At 72.0% G+C, this 13,428-nt stretch carries 13 protein-coding genes and 1 pseudogene; 5 read left to right on the top strand and 9 right to left on the bottom strand.

Annotation, left to right across the window (positions count from 1 at the left end; all coding sequences use genetic code 11):
• Positions 1-28: 28 nt before the first annotated feature.
• Both ADK55_RS27185 and ADK55_RS27180 read right to left on the bottom strand, forming a co-directional pair.
• Positions 29-1,234 (bottom strand): cytochrome P450 family protein, encoded by a 1,206-nt coding sequence (locus ADK55_RS27185; protein WP_053682478.1) that lies wholly within the window; start codon positions 1,232-1,234, stop codon positions 29-31.
• A 265-nt stretch (positions 1,235-1,499) separates the two neighbouring features.
• The gene (locus tag ADK55_RS27180; protein WP_053682455.1) at positions 1,500-1,979 is read right to left on the bottom strand and encodes a GNAT family N-acetyltransferase; all 480 of its coding nucleotides are present in this window, start codon (positions 1,977-1,979) and stop codon (positions 1,500-1,502) included.
• Between the two features lie 303 nt (positions 1,980-2,282).
• On the opposite strand from ADK55_RS27180, the gene ADK55_RS27175 reads away from it, so the two are divergent.
• Positions 2,283-2,732 (top strand): SRPBCC family protein, encoded by a 450-nt coding sequence (locus ADK55_RS27175; RefSeq protein ID WP_053682454.1) that lies wholly within the window; start codon positions 2,283-2,285, stop codon positions 2,730-2,732.
• Between the two features lie 17 nt (positions 2,733-2,749).
• Complete coding sequence (locus tag ADK55_RS27170) at positions 2,750-3,565, top strand: DUF1206 domain-containing protein (protein ID WP_053682453.1); 816 nt, start codon at positions 2,750-2,752, stop codon at positions 3,563-3,565.
• A 97-nt stretch (positions 3,566-3,662) separates the two neighbouring features.
• Here ADK55_RS27170 and ADK55_RS27165 read toward each other — a convergent pair whose 3' ends face one another.
• Positions 3,663-4,475 (bottom strand): hypothetical protein, encoded by an 813-nt coding sequence (locus ADK55_RS27165; protein WP_053682452.1) that lies wholly within the window; start codon positions 4,473-4,475, stop codon positions 3,663-3,665.
• A 170-nt stretch (positions 4,476-4,645) separates the two neighbouring features.
• Between ADK55_RS27165 and ADK55_RS27160 the strand changes: the two genes are divergently transcribed.
• Entirely contained in the window at positions 4,646-5,425 is a 780-nt protein-coding gene (locus ADK55_RS27160; protein ID WP_053682451.1) for a S1 family peptidase, read from the top strand.
• A gap of 68 nt (positions 5,426-5,493) precedes the next feature.
• Here ADK55_RS27160 and ADK55_RS27155 read toward each other — a convergent pair whose 3' ends face one another.
• From ADK55_RS27155 to ADK55_RS41050, 3 genes and pseudogenes are all read right to left on the bottom strand, one after another.
• Complete coding sequence (locus ADK55_RS27155) at positions 5,494-6,171, bottom strand: class I SAM-dependent methyltransferase (protein WP_053682450.1); 678 nt, start codon at positions 6,169-6,171, stop codon at positions 5,494-5,496.
• A 310-nt stretch (positions 6,172-6,481) separates the two neighbouring features.
• On the bottom strand, positions 6,482-7,678 hold the full coding sequence (locus ADK55_RS41055) for an EF-Tu/IF-2/RF-3 family GTPase (protein ID WP_420713688.1): 1,197 nt from the start codon (positions 7,676-7,678) through the stop codon (positions 6,482-6,484).
• A 169-nt stretch (positions 7,679-7,847) separates the two neighbouring features.
• A pseudogene (locus tag ADK55_RS41050) lies at positions 7,848-8,642 on the bottom strand (GTP-binding protein); the annotation flags it as partial.
• 511 nt (positions 8,643-9,153) lie between these two features.
• Between ADK55_RS41050 and ADK55_RS27145 the strand changes: the two are divergent.
• Positions 9,154-9,936 (top strand): hypothetical protein, encoded by a 783-nt coding sequence (locus tag ADK55_RS27145; protein WP_159041563.1) that lies wholly within the window; start codon positions 9,154-9,156, stop codon positions 9,934-9,936.
• On the opposite strand, the gene ADK55_RS27140 is transcribed toward ADK55_RS27145, so the two are convergent.
• The 3 genes from ADK55_RS27140 to ADK55_RS27130 all read right to left on the bottom strand — a co-directional run bounded on the left by ADK55_RS27140 (position 9,924) and on the right by ADK55_RS27130 (position 12,312).
• Positions 9,924-10,574 (bottom strand): hypothetical protein, encoded by a 651-nt coding sequence (locus ADK55_RS27140; protein ID WP_053682448.1) that lies wholly within the window; start codon positions 10,572-10,574, stop codon positions 9,924-9,926. The two genes, ADK55_RS27145 and ADK55_RS27140, sit on opposite strands and share 13 nt — an antisense overlap.
• Before the next feature lie 201 nt (positions 10,575-10,775).
• Complete coding sequence (locus ADK55_RS27135) at positions 10,776-11,474, bottom strand: L,D-transpeptidase family protein (protein WP_107089319.1); 699 nt, start codon at positions 11,472-11,474, stop codon at positions 10,776-10,778.
• Between the two features lie 250 nt (positions 11,475-11,724).
• Entirely contained in the window at positions 11,725-12,312 is a 588-nt protein-coding gene (locus ADK55_RS27130; RefSeq protein WP_053682446.1) for a TetR family transcriptional regulator, read from the bottom strand.
• A 109-nt stretch (positions 12,313-12,421) separates the two neighbouring features.
• Here ADK55_RS27130 and ADK55_RS27125 point away from each other — a divergent pair, with 109 nt between their 5' ends.
• Positions 12,422-13,405 carry an aldo/keto reductase gene (locus ADK55_RS27125; protein ID WP_053682445.1) on the top strand — a complete coding sequence of 328 codons (984 nt, stop codon included), beginning with the start codon at positions 12,422-12,424 and terminating at the stop codon, positions 13,403-13,405.
• Positions 13,406-13,428 lie beyond the last annotated feature (23 nt).

Raw genomic sequence — 13,428 nt, 5'->3', positions numbered from 1 at the left:
CCGGAGCCCGCACGCTCCGGGGGCCGGATCACCTCCGCAGGCGCACGGGCAGGGTCCGGTGGCCGTTGCTGATCAGGGAGGCGACGGGCCGCAACCCGGCTGCGGGGATGGCGAGTTCCATGGCGGGGAAACGGTCGAAGAGCCGCCGCAGGGCGACCTCCACCTCCAGCCGGGCCAGCGGCGCGCCCAGGCAGAAGTGGACGCCGTGCCCGAAGGCAAGGTGGTCCTTGGTGAGCCGTGTGACGTCGAAGGTGTCGGCGTCTGTGCCGTGCCAGTCGGGGTGGCGATTGGCGGCGGCGTAGGAGGCGAGGATCGGTTCGCCCTTGGCGATGACCTGCCCGTCGGGCAGCGGGATGTCGACGACGGCGAAACGCATCGGCAGGTGCTTGACGGCCGGTTCGTGACGCAGGGTCTCCTCGACGACGTCGCCCCACCCGGCCCGCCCGGCGCGCAGGTGCTCCACCTGGTCAGGTCGCGTGAGGAGGGCGGTGACGGCCTGGTCGATGACGTTGACCGTCGTCTCGTAGCCGGCGCTGATCATCAGCAGGAGGGTGTCGCGCAGTTCGACGTCGGACAGCGCCGAGCCGTCGCCCTCCTCGTCGCGGGCGGAGATCAGCAGGGAGGTCATGTCGTCCCCGGGCGCCGCCCGCCTGGTGGCGATCAGCCGGTCCAGGACCTCGTAGACCCGCATCGTGTTGGTCGAGGCCTCCTCCGGGGTGAGCGTGGTGTCGAAGACACCGTCGACGACCGCACGGAACCCCTCGCGTTGGTCGACGGGCACCCCCATGAGGTGGCCGATCACCGCGATGGGCAGCGGGTACGCGAGCCGTTCCCGCAGGTCGGTGATCTCGCCGGGCGGGACCGCCGCGAGCGGGTCGAGGAGGCCGGCGACGATGACCTCGACCGTCTCCCGGAGCGCGGCCACGCGGCGCGCACTGAACGCGGGGGCCACCATCCGCCGAAGCCGCCGGTGGTCGGCTCCGTAGGCGGTGAACATGTTGCTCGCCGCCACCCAGAGCGCGAGGGGCCAGGTCTCCACGGCCAGGTCGAAACCCGGCCAGTGCGCCCGGGCGTCCTTGGACACGTCGGCGCCGGTGAGTAACCGCTTGAGGAGGGCGGGTTCGGTGACGGCCCACGCGGTGACGCCGAGGATGTCGACGCGGGCCGCCGCTCCCCGGGCGCGCAACAGCCGGTGTTCGGCGTGCCGGTCCGATCCGGAGGGATCGAGGACGATCGGGGCGTCGGGGTGGGGGACGGGGCGAGGTGCGGGCTGAGGGACGGGGCTGGGCGCGGGCCGGTTCACGAGAGACTCCCTGGGATGGCGGTCGGATCGACGTCGATCGGGACGAATCCGTCGCGCCCGCCGAGCCGCCGGCCACCAGGGGTACGGTGCCCGCGCCGGCTCGCGGCGCGATCTTCCCGGGTTTCGCCCCCCACTGCCTTCCCCGGCCCCCCGCGGGGCAACCCCGTCGTGCCCCTCCGGCACGCGGGACCCGGGATCAGCGTGCGGGCGGCATGTCGTAGGTGACCCACATGGTTCGCGTCGCCACCTGGTCGTACTTGGAGCGCGCCCGGTGGTTGTCGTCGGCGGTGATCCAGCGGACCACGCTCCAGCCGCGCTCGGCGGCGATCTCGGACAGCCGGGCCAGCAGCAGGTCGGCGGCGCCGCCGCCGCGGTGTTCGGGGGCGACGAACAGGTCGTCGAGGAAGCAACCGACCGTCGCCGAGAGGGGACGCGCGTACGGGCGGTAGTGCGCGAGGCCGACGAGCCGGCCCTCGCCGTCCTCGGCCACCAGGGCCTCCACCTCGTGCGCGGGATCGTGCACCCACGACCACACCAGCGCGGCGGCCTCCTCGGTCTGCTCCACCCGGTAGAACTCCGCGTAGCCGCGGTAGAGGACACGCCACCGCTCGAAGTCCGCCGGCCGTGCGGCACGGACGTGAACGGTGCTCGAACCGCGGTTCGCGTCGGTTGCCATGGGGGTGTCTCCTCTGCTCGAACGGGCACTGCGGTGGGGTGCGGCGGCTGTCGCGGCGCCGCCGTCATCGCCCTCGCCGATCGATCATCGTCGACATCGGGGGCCGGCGAACGCGCCTGGGTGTCCAACAACGGCCCCGCGGTGCGCCGCCACGGCCGGATGACGGGAGGGCGCGGGCCGGGCCGGGCGGGGCCGCATGGAGGAAGCGGGTTCGGGTAACCGCGTGTTCGGAGCGGCCGACCCGGCGCACCGACGCCCGGATGATCGGGCGCTCCGGCACCGACCTGTATGGAAGGGGTACTCATGGCGCACGTCGAGGAGTACGTGGAGGTCAACGTCCCTGTTCGGACGGCCTACAACCAGTGGACACAGTTCGAGAGCTTCCCCGCCTTCGTGGAGGGCGTCGACCGGGTGGAGCAGCGCGGCGACACCCTCACCCACTGGGTCACGAAGGTCAACGGCGTGGAGCGCGAGTTCGACGCACGCATCACGGAACAGGTTCCGGACCGCCGCGTGGCCTGGACGACCGTGGACGGCGATACCCGCCAGGCCGGACTGGTCACCTTCGAGGCGGTCGACGCGACCACCACCCAGGTGTCCCTGCACATGAACTGGATTCCCGACGGGCTCGCCGAGAGCGCCGCCGACAAGCTCGGCCTCGTCAAGCGCCGGGTGAGCGGTGACCTGAAGCGGTTCAAGGTGTTCATCGAGTCTCGCGGTGCCGAGACCGGCGCCTGGCGCGGTGAGGTGTGAGTACCGCCAGAGCGGGCGTGGTGGGCGAGGGCGTCCGTTCCGCCTCGCGCGGCGGCACGGCCCGGTCCGTCACGGCCCGGTGCGGATTGGCGGCGCGCGGCGCGCTGTACATCCTCATAGGACTGATCGCCGTCCGTGTCGGCTTCGGCAAGGGTGGCGGCGAGGCGGACCGACAGGGAGCGCTCCAGGAACTGGCCGGCAAGCCGTTCGGGAGCGTCCTCGTCTGGGCCGTCGGCATCGGCCTGATCGGGATGGTGCTGTGGCGCCTGTCCGAGGCGGCCTTCGGCGCGGCCGGCCCGAAGGGCGACAAGGTCACGAAGCGCCTCACGGCGGCGGGACGCGCCGTCTTCTACGCCACGGCCGCCTTCTCGGTGCTGTCCTTCGCGACGGGCTCCGGAGGGGGCGGGTCCGGCGGCGACGAACAGTCGCGTGACCTGACGGCGTCCGCGATGGAACTCCCCGCCGGACGGTGGCTGGTGGGCGCCGTCGGGCTCGGGATCGCCGTCGCGGGCGTGATCATCGCGGTACGCGCGGCCCGCCGCACCTTCCGCAAGCACCTGGACATGGTCGGCGTCGCCGAGCACTGGCGCAAGGCCGTGGACGTCCTCGGGGTCACCGGCGGCGTTGCCCGCGGCGCGGTCTTCGCGGCGGCGGGCGGATTCGTCCTGTACGCCGCGTGGCGCTACGACCCGAGCCAGGCGAAGGGCATGGACGACACCCTGAAGACCTTCACCCAGACCCCGGCCGGCCCCTGGCTGCTCATCGCCGTGGCCATCGGGCTGGTGCTGTTCGGCGTCTTCTCGTGGGCCATGGCACGGTGGCGCAAGGTCTGAGCGCGAGGCCCCGGGCTCGCCCGGGGGCGACGACACGGGCCGGGCGACCGGTGCGATCGAGGCCACTGACCCTCACAGGGGTCAGTGGCCTCGGCCGTCAGGCCGGGCCGCCCGAACCCTTCTTGACCATCTCGGTCATGTCCGCCGTGTCGCCGGCCGCCGGGGCGGTGATCGCCCGCGCGACACCGAAGGACAGGAAGTCCATGCTGACGGTGGTCGTCCCGAAGGTCTGCTTCATCCGGGCGGGCATGCCCTTGTCGTCGACCCAGACGTCCGCCACGAGTTCACCGCCCGTGCCCAGCGCGTTGTACACGGCCGCCGCGTCGCCGAGCTTGTCCGCCGGAACCGAGGCGTGGTAGTGGACCGCCTTCTTGCCGTTGACGTCCTCCGTTCCGACCTTCGTGACGCCCCGGGCGAACTTGAGCGACTTCAGGCCGGCGGTCGGGTCGGCCTCCCCCCGGCTCATGCCGGCCGCGCCCGCCTCGCCCAGAACGGCGGACGCTTCGAGCTTCAACCAGGTCTTGCCCTTGAGCGGGCCCGTCTCCGCCGGGTCGACGCCGTAGTAGTACGCCCCGTCCACGAGGCGCATCGTGATGGTGCCGTCCGTGACCAACTCCTCCATCTGGAGGTCCTTGGCCGGCATCTCGGTCTCCATCGCGAGGCCGTTGCCCCAGGAGTAGACACCCTTCATGGACACCGGCTTGCCGCCCGTGTCCGGCGACGTCACGGTCATGTCTATGTTCGCCGAACCGGCCTTCGACGCCTCGTCGGAAGCCTGCGACAGCGCCGCGACCAGGACCTCCGCCGAGTCCGCGGCCTGCTTGGCGACCGGGCTCGCCGTACAGCCCACCGCACCCACCGTCACGAACAGCGCCGCGGTGACACCCGCGGCAGCCTTGCCTGCCTTCATCCCCACCCCTATTGCCGACCATCCGTCGTTCATCTTTACGAGGAGCCTACATTCGCGCGGCGGTCCGGTCCGCCGGCCCCGCAGGGAACCGCAGCGCGCGGCTCCGCGTCGTGGTTCACGGCAAGGACGCGCCGCCACCGGGCGCCGCGCCGTGACTCCGGGGGGATCACATGATCACGTTCCACAGGCGTACCGCGTTCGCGGTACTCACCGCTTCTGCCCTCGCCGTGGCCGGCCTCGCCGCCGGCGCCGCACCGGCCGCCGCCATCCACGGCGGGCGGAACACCACCGCGGCACAGCACCCGTACGCCATGATCATCGCGACGTCGGAGGGCGCACAGTTCTGCGGGGGCACGCTCGTGGCCCCGAGGAAGGTGCTGACCGCCGCGCACTGCCTCGCCGACCAGCCGGCTCCGCGCGACCTCCTCGTCATCGGCGGGCGCACCGACACGGGCAGCGCCAAGGGCACCGTTCGGCACGTCGGCTCGGTCAGGATCCACCCGAAGTACGTCCAGGGCACCCTCACCCACGACGCCGCGGTCATCACCCTCACCGAGCCCATGCCGTACCGGCCGTTGGCCGTGGCCGGCCCGAAGGACTCGGCCCTCTACGCCCTCGGCGGGAAGGCGGAGGTGGTCGGTTGGGGCCGGACCGGCGCCGACACCCCGGGTACGCGACTGAAGTCCGCCGTCCTCACCGTGGCGCCGTTGAAGAGCTGTGAGCCCTACACCGAGCCCGGCGAGTCCCGCGCGCTGAAGGTCTGCGGAGCCTCCGCACCCGGTACCGACGACAGCATCTGCCGGGGCGACTCAGGGGGGCCGCTGGTCGCCGGCGGAAAGGTGATCGGCATCGTCTCCACCGGCAACAAGTACTGCGACGACCAGTACCCGGTCTCCGTGTTCACCCGGGTCAGCGCGGTCGCCGCCGGGCTCGGCCTCCCCGTCGGATAGCGCCTCCGGGGTCTCCCGCCACACCGCTCACGGTTCCCCGCCGGGGGAAGGCGAGTTGGGGCCGCGCGTCACGACACGGTCGGACGGGAGGTGGGCGCCGCCGGCTTGCGCGCCACGACGTAGGCCTGCGGCACCTTCTCGACGCCCTCCTCGGGTTCCCGCAGCAGCCGCGCGCGGACCGCGAACCCGGCCCGGTCGAGGGCCTCGGCGATCCACCGCGGCCGTTGCCGACGGAAGTCGAGCGCCACGTCGTGGCCGAACGGCCGTTCCACGCGCAGGGGATCGTCGCCCACCTGGAAGGACAGCATCAGGTGCCCGCCCGGGGCCAGTACCCGATGGAACTCGGCGAACACCCCCGGCAGCCGCTCCCGAGGGACGTGGATGATCGAGTACGAGGCGAGCACGCCACCGAGGGAACCGTCCGCCAGGTCCAGGGCGGTCATGGAACCCTCCTCGAACCGCAGGTGCGGATACGTGCTCCGGGCCAACGCGACCATGGCCGACGACAGGTCGAGCCCGAACGCGGACAGTCCCAGCCCGTCCAGGTACGCCGTCAGGTGTCCGTGGCCACAGCCGACGTCGGCGACCGGCCCGCCGGCGCCCGCCCTCACGAGTTCGGCGAACCCGGCCACCATCGCCCGGTCGATCGGTCTGTCGACCAGCCAGTCACCGAAGTGCTCGGTGTAGTCGAGGGCCACGGTGTCGTAGAACACCCGGGCGGCGTCGAGGAAGTCCGATCCGGTCATGGCCGCACACCCTATCCGCCGGCCCCGAAGACGTCCCCGGCACTCCCTCGGCGGACACCCCCGCGCGGACGACCCGCGCGGACACCCCCGCGCGGACGACCCGCGCGGACGACCCGCGCGGACGACCCGCGCGGACGACCCGCGCGGACGACCCGCGCGGACGACCCGCGCGGACGACCCGAGGGGAGGCCTGACGGCGAAGGCCCGACGCGGGAGGGCCCGACGCGCGAAGGCCCGACGCGCGAAGGACTGACGCGGGAAGGACTGATGCGCAAGGCCCCCGACCGCCGGGGCGGTCGGGGGCCACGCGTCAGTCGGACGCGCCCCGGGCGTACACCGTCGCGGGCACGGGGGCGTACCCCACGGGCCGGGAGGTGAACGTGCCGCGGCCCTGGCTGCGACTGCGCAACCGGGAGGCGTACCCGAACAGTTCGGCCAGCGGAACCGCCGCCGTGATCGAGGTGCTTCCGGTCCGCGTGGTCGATCCCGCGACCCGTCCGCGCCGCGCCGCGAGGTCTCCGAGCACGCCGCCGACGGCCTCGTCGGGGACGGTCACCACGACCTCGACCACCGGCTCCAGCAGCTCCATGGTCGCGGCGCGCAACGCCTCGCGCAGCGCGAACCGCCCCGCCGCCCGGAACGCCATCTCCGAGGAGTCCTTGGAGTGGGTGGCGCCGTCGGTCAGCGTGACCCGCAGCCCCGTCACCGGATGACCGCCGAGGGGCCCCTCGGCGAGCGCGTCCCGACAACCCGCCTCCACCGCGCGGACGAACTCCTGCGGCACCCGGCCGCCGACGACCACGGACCGGAACACGAAGCCGCCGGCGCCGCCCGAACCGCCAGTACCAGTACCGGTACCGGAGCCGTCGTGGATGACGGAGACGTCGTCGCCGTCGTCGCCGTCCAAGGGGGCGACGTCGATGACCACGTGGGCGAACTGGCCCGCTCCACCGTCCTGCTTCACGTGCCGGTAGACCAGACCGGACACCCCGCGAGCCACCGTCTCCCGGTAGGCCACCCGGGGGCGACCCACCTCGACGCGCAGCCCGTGGCTGAGCCGGATCTTCTCCACCGCGACCTCCAGATGCAGTTCGCCCATTCCCGACAGCACCGTCTGCCCCGTCTCGGGATCCGTCCGCACGGCCAGGGAGGGGTCCTCCTCGACCAACCGGGCCAACGCCGACGACAGGCGACCGATGTCGGCCCGGGTGGCCGCCTCGACCGCCACGGACACCACCGGCGCGGCCACCGTGGGCGGTTCGAGGACCAGCGGCGCGTCCGGAGCGCACAGCGTCGTCCCGGCGCGGGTGGACTTGAGCCCGACCACGGCGACGATGTCCCCGGCCACGGCCTGCTCCACCTCGGCGTGACGATCGGCCTGGACACGTAGGATGCGGCCGATCCGCTCGGTCCGGCCCGCCGTCGCGTCCAGTACGGTCTCCCCCTTTCGCATCGTTCCCGAGTAGACGCGCAGACACGTCAGCCGTCCGGTCGCCGTCGCGTTCACCTTGAAGGCCAACGCGGCGAACGGGGCCGCCGGATCGGCGACGCTCCTCCACCCCTTCCCCGCGGGCCCCGTGGAGCGCGGTTCCGCGCACCGGCGGCATGTCCGCCGGCGAGGGGAGGTAGTCCACGACGGCGTCGAGCAGCGGTTCCACCGCACGGTTGCGGTACGCGGAGCCGCACAGCACGACCACGCCCTCACCCCCGCGCGTCAGCTCACGCAGCGCGGCGACCAACGTGGAGGCGGAGAGCGTCGACGTGGCGCAGTACTCCTCCAGCGCGGCGGGGTGCAACTCCGCCACCCGTTCGTCGAGCAGCCGGCGGCGCCGCAGCGCCTCCTCCCGCAGGGCGTCGGGCACCGCGCCCACCTCGAACGTCCCGGACCCGGAACCGGGAGCGCCGGCCGCCGCGCTCCAGACCAGTGCCCGCATGCGGACGAGGTCCACGACTCCGGTGAAGCCGTCCTCCCGCCCGATGGGCAGTTGGACCACCAGGGGAACGACGTGGAGTCGGTCGCGCAGCGACGCGACGGCGGTGTCGAGATCCGCGCCGACCCGGTCCATCTTGTTGACGAACGCGATGCGGGGCACCCCGTGCCGGTCGGCTTGGCGCCACACCGACTCGCTCTGCGGTTCGACGCCCGCGACGGCGTCGAAGACGGCGACGGCGCCGTCGAGGACGCGCAGCGACCGCTCCACCTCGTCGGCGAAGTCGACGTGCCCCGGGGTGTCGATCAGGTTGATCCGATGTTCGTTCCAGGTACAACTCACCGCCGCCGCGAAGATGGTGATGCCGCGGTCGCGTTCCTGGGGGTCGTAGTCGGTGACGGTCGTTCCGTCGTGGACCTCACCGCGCTTGTGGGTGGTTCCGGTCGCGTACAGGACGCGTTCGGTGAGGGTGGTCTTGCCGGCGTCCACGTGGGCGAGGATGCCGAGGTTGCGGACGGTGGTCAGAGGTGTGGCGCGCATGGCCCGAGGCCTTTCCGAGGGCATGGGAGTGAGGGCGGCGCGATGGGTGGAGGAAGCGACGGAAGGCAGCCCGGATCCGCTTGCCCGGCGTACCGACGTACTCGTACCGGCGTGCCGGCGCATTCGTACCGGCATACCGGCGTACTCGTACCGGCCGCATGCCGGTTTCCGGGTACGCGGAGGCACCGCGAAGGGCGGTCGCGCACACTGCGCGACCGGCTCGTTCGCCGGGGGAGTCAGGTCTTCTTCGTCACTTCGTCTCGGACATCCGGTGACGGCCGCGCAGCCGTTACCGGGAAACCGGAGACACCAGGATCACGTCGTACCGGGACCGGGGAGCGTGGACGGCGATGCGGTGACACATGGCCGGGCTCCCCTCGTGGACTGGTTCGACGAAACACGCGCCGCGCTCTTCGTGGCACACACCGGTGAGTCTATGGACGCGCGGCGGACGGTGCATCACCTTTTCCGCCCCGGGTTGCCGGGACCCGGCGGCGGGCATCAGGTCCTGGTGAAGTCCGGGAAGTACAGGGGTGGTCGGTACGGCGACTCGCTCCGGCCCTGGTCGCGGGCGCTGCTCGTCCTCGGCGCGGTTCTCGCCGTCCTCTTCTGCGCGCGGGCCCTCGACCGGGGCCACGACGCGACCGTCGCGTACGGACGCGCGTTCGTGTGCGGCGGCGAGGAGTGCCTCCACGAGGAGACGGGCGAGGTCCGTGACCGCAGGACGGGACAGACGTGTACGTCGAACGGTACGAGCGGCGGCACGACGACGGGCGGGGCACCGGCCACCATCGGCGGCGTTGCCGCCGGCGCGGGCGGGGTGGGCGGCGCACCCGTGACCATCGGGGGCGGGGGCGGCAACGCCGGTACCAGCTGCACCAGGTACCACGACGTGAAGCTGGTCTGGAGCGGCGGATCCGACTGGTTGGGGGTCGCCGCGGAGACCTACGAGGAGGTTCGGGCGGGCGACCGCGCACGGTTGCGGACCTGGCAGGGGCAGGTGGTCCGGCTGGAGATCGGCGGACTCGTCCGCACCTATCCGCCCGCGTCGGAAACCGGCTTGTGGTCGCGGGTGTTGCTGCTGTGGCTCGGCCTCGGGGTCGCCGCGTGGGCGCTGGTGAGTGGTCGGCGGTCGGACCTCTACGGCCTGGCCGTTCCCTGGTGCATGGTGGCTTTCCCGACCACGCTGTTCGGGCCGGCCCTGCTGATGTGGTCGCCTCCGGCCTTCTGCGGCGCACTGGCCCTGCTGACGGTGGGCCTGGCGTTCGGGGCTCGGGCGGCTCACCGGCTCTGAGCCGCCCCGCCGATCGCTTCCCTGATCAGCCGTGCCGCGTCGGCGGGTCGGTCGGCCGTGAAGTGGATCCGCCGGGCCGGGACGATCCCACCGTCCCGCAGCCTCACCGGCAAGGGTTCGGCCGTCTCCAGGATCAACGTGGTGGCGCTGGAGACGGAGCAGGCCACCGCCTCCTCGTCCGCCGCGCGGCGGCGCAATCCGTGGCCGACGGTCGCATCGTGTGCGGCGCGTACGGACACGATCACATCGAGCGGCACGGACAGCTCCCGGAACGGTCCCGTGCGCAGAAGCAGGAACCGCCCGTCGAGCAGGTGCGGGGCCCGGGCGGTCATGGCGCAGAAGCCGACGGTGGCCATGCCGGCGAGGAGCACCCAGCCGAGGTGGACGGGCCGCCACGCCGGGGGCAGCATGAGAGCGATGATCGCCTCGACGACCAGATCGGACGCGACCACGAGCAGGATCGTCGTCCGGGCGTCGGCGGAGTGCGGTAACGCCCTTGTTTCCGGAGGCAGTTCGAGGGTCTTCCGCCCCAGGTGACGGACGAGGTCACGGATCAGGTCCGCGCTCCACGCCGGGCCGGATCGACGGGCGTGGTCCGGCGGGGTGGGGAGGGGCTGAGGGGTGTGTTCGTTCGGCATGTCGGACCCTTCGGCGAGGGGAACGCTGATCGGCCGTGTGATCGCCTGCCATCCAGTGTTCCGACGTGCCGCCCATGTCGGCCGTGCCGTTCGTCATCACCCCGCCGTGAGTTCCTCCCGGGTGCGGCATGACATGTGTCAATGCCGCACGCGCGAGGCCCCGTTGGCCCTGAGCGCCCACCGGGGGCGCCGAGGTGGTCGTCAGGTCCCGGGCTTGTTCCCGTAGACGTAGACATCGTCGCCGTTCTTCAGCAAGTTCCAGTACGTCTTCGCGTCCGCGATCCGCATGTTGACGCACCCACCGGACCCGGGCGGGTTCCACATGCTCTTGTCCACGGAGTGGAAGGCGATGCCGCCGTCGAAGAACTGGGAGTAGGGCATGGCGACGTTGTAGATCGTCGACCAGTGGTTGATGTTGCGGTAGTAGATCTTCTTCAGGCCGGTCCGGGTCTCGGTGCCGTCCTTTCCGGTGCGCACCGGCACCGGACCGTAGACCAGCTTCGCGCCGTCCTGGACCCAACTGAGTTGTCGGGTCAGGTCGACACAGGCGATTCGCCCCAGATTGGTCGGACACTTGCCCGCCTTGTTGGGGGTGGTGCCCGCGGCCCGCTGGTCCAACATCGTGCTCATCGTGCGCCAGGTGAGCGGTCCCGCGTAGCCCGCGGTCGGCGTGATGCCGTGGGTCGCTTGGAACGACCTGATGGCGGTGCAGTCGGCGGACGACTGCACCCCGTCGACCGGCCGCCCCAGGAACTGCTCGACCTGTCGCTGGTACGGCCCGGTGGTCACGTTGCAGGTGGCGGCTTGCGCCGCCCCGCCACCGGCCACCACCAGCGGCGCAGCCAGCGCCACCGCCCCGCCGACCACCGCCGCGGTCCTTCGTCTCGTACGTATGCGCATGGATTTCACATCGGCCTCCCCATGGGGTTGTTCCCACCTGTGAGGCGGAACGTACAGGCGATCGTCGCCGGTTGGGATCCCGGTGCCGTAAATCGCCTCGTACGCATGCCGTAGAGGTGTGGACATGACCGGAAGGATCCGTTCCGTCCCCCGATGTGATCGCCTCGGGGTGGCCTTCGGGAGGCGGTCGCCGGGGTCGATCACCCCGCCCGACCTCGGGCCCCGGGCGACAAGCCCCGGGCCTCGGGTGTCAGGCCTCGGGCGTCGGTGCCGCCGTGGCCCGGCGTACGGACTCGACCACCGCCGCGCGATGTCGTGAGAGGCGTTCGGCCGGCCAGTCGACGCCCTGACCGCCGGCCGCCGGGCCGCCCACCGCGCCGAACCAGGCCTGGGACAGTCCCATGACGAGCGTCAGCACATCGGCGGGATCCATGGACGGGTCCACCCGGCCGGCCCGCTGGGCCCGCTCCACTTCCGCGATCTTGTCGCGGTAGGACCGCGCCTCGACGTCCGTGCTGCCAGGGCGTTCCAGTTGCTTCCACAGCACGAGCCGCATCAGCGCCGGGCGCTCGACGAGGTGGTCGAAGACGGAGCCGGCGTAGCCCGCCAGGTCGTCGGCGTAGAACGGGACGGACTCCGCGCCCGACTCCAGCGCCCGCAGCAGTACCGCGTCGAAGAGCTCCTCCTTGTTGCCGAAATATACGTAGATGAGCCGCTTGTTCGCCTGCGCCGCCTCGGCGATGCGGTCCACCCGCGCCCCGGCGATGCCGTACGTGGCGAATTCGGCGAAGGCCGCGTCGAGCAGGCGCGCCTTGGTTGCGCTGGAGTCCCGTGCCATGTGTGCAGCCTAGCAAGTAACTATCTGGTTATTGACATTCCTCGGGGGTCGGATGCATGGTTGACCTATCCAGTTAGTTACTTAGTTCTGGCGTACAGAGGGGCATGTCATGGAGATCCGCGCACTGGGCGGTCAGGGACTCGAGGTCGCAGTCGAGGGCCTCGGGCTGATGGGAATGAGCGCCCACTACGGCGCCACCGACGAGACCGAGTCGCTGGCCACCATCGACCGGGCGCTGGAGCTGGGGGTGACGCTGCTCGACACGGCCGAGGGGTACGGCCCCTTCGTCAACGAGCAGCTCCTCGGCAAGGCCCTCGCCGGCCGCCGCGAGACGGCCGTGATCGCCACCAAGACGGGTGTCGAGTTCACGGACGAAGGGGCCTTCCGGGGCCACAACGGCACCCCGGAGTACATCCACCGGGCGGCCGAGCGGTCCCTGCGCCACCTCGGCACCGACCACATCGACCTCTACTACCTGCACCGCGTCGACCCGAACGTGCCCGTCGAGGAGAGCGTCGGCGCGATGGCCGAGCTCGTCACGGCCGGCAAGGTCCGCCACATCGGCCTGTGCGAGGTCGCGCCCACCACCATCCGACGGGCCCACGCCGTCCACCCGCTCGCCGCCGTACAGACGGAGTACAGCCTCTTCGAGCGGGGCATCGAGCACGACGGCGTGCTGGACGTCCTGCGCGAGCTCGGCATCGGACTCGTCGCCTACTCGCCGCTCGGCCGAGGTTTCCTGTCCGGCGCCGTCACCAGCCCGGACGACTTCGCGGCGGACGACTTCCGGCGTACGGATCCCCGCTTCCAGGGCGCGAACTTCGACCGCAACCTCGCCGTCGTCGAGCAGGTCCGCCGGCTCGCCGCCGAGAAGGGCGTCACCCCCTCCCAGCTCGCCCTGGCCTGGACGCTGCGCCGGGGCGCGGTGCCCATCCCGGGAACCAAGCGTCGCCGCTACCTGGAGGAGAACGTCGCCGCGACCGCCGTGACGATCACGGACGCCGATCTGGCCGCCATCGACGCCGTGGCCCCGTACGGAGTGGTCTCGGGCGACCGGTACGCCCCGGAGCTGATGACCGCACTCAACGGCTGACCGGCAGCCGGGCCGCCCCGCCC

Origin of the sequence: Streptomyces sp. WM4235 (assembly GCF_001279725.1) — a bacterium.
Lineage (GTDB): Bacteria > Actinomycetota > Actinomycetes > Streptomycetales > Streptomycetaceae > Streptomyces.
This window is presented reverse-complemented; position numbering and strand designations above follow the sequence as displayed.

What these genes read in the sequence shown, in the direction of transcription:
- ADK55_RS27180 (WP_053682455.1), bottom strand. Translation starts at nt 1,979, where the DNA reads ATGGCAACCGACGCGAACCGCGGTTCGAGCACCGTTCACGTCCGTGCC.
- ADK55_RS27175 (WP_053682454.1), top strand. Translation starts at nt 2,283, where the DNA reads ATGGCGCACGTCGAGGAGTACGTGGAGGTCAACGTCCCTGTTCGGACG.
- ADK55_RS27165 (WP_053682452.1), bottom strand. Translation starts at nt 4,475, where the DNA reads ATGAAGGCAGGCAAGGCTGCCGCGGGTGTCACCGCGGCGCTGTTCGTG.
- ADK55_RS27160 (WP_053682451.1), top strand. Translation starts at nt 4,646, where the DNA reads ATGATCACGTTCCACAGGCGTACCGCGTTCGCGGTACTCACCGCTTCT.
- ADK55_RS27155 (WP_053682450.1), bottom strand. Translation starts at nt 6,171, where the DNA reads ATGACCGGATCGGACTTCCTCGACGCCGCCCGGGTGTTCTACGACACC.
- ADK55_RS27140 (WP_053682448.1), bottom strand. Translation starts at nt 10,574, where the DNA reads ATGCCGAACGAACACACCCCTCAGCCCCTCCCCACCCCGCCGGACCAC.
- ADK55_RS27135 (WP_107089319.1), bottom strand. Translation starts at nt 11,474, where the DNA reads ATGCGCATACGTACGAGACGAAGGACCGCGGCGGTGGTCGGCGGGGCG.
- ADK55_RS27130 (WP_053682446.1), bottom strand. Translation starts at nt 12,312, where the DNA reads ATGGCACGGGACTCCAGCGCAACCAAGGCGCGCCTGCTCGACGCGGCC.
- ADK55_RS27125 (WP_053682445.1), top strand. Translation starts at nt 12,422, where the DNA reads ATGGAGATCCGCGCACTGGGCGGTCAGGGACTCGAGGTCGCAGTCGAG.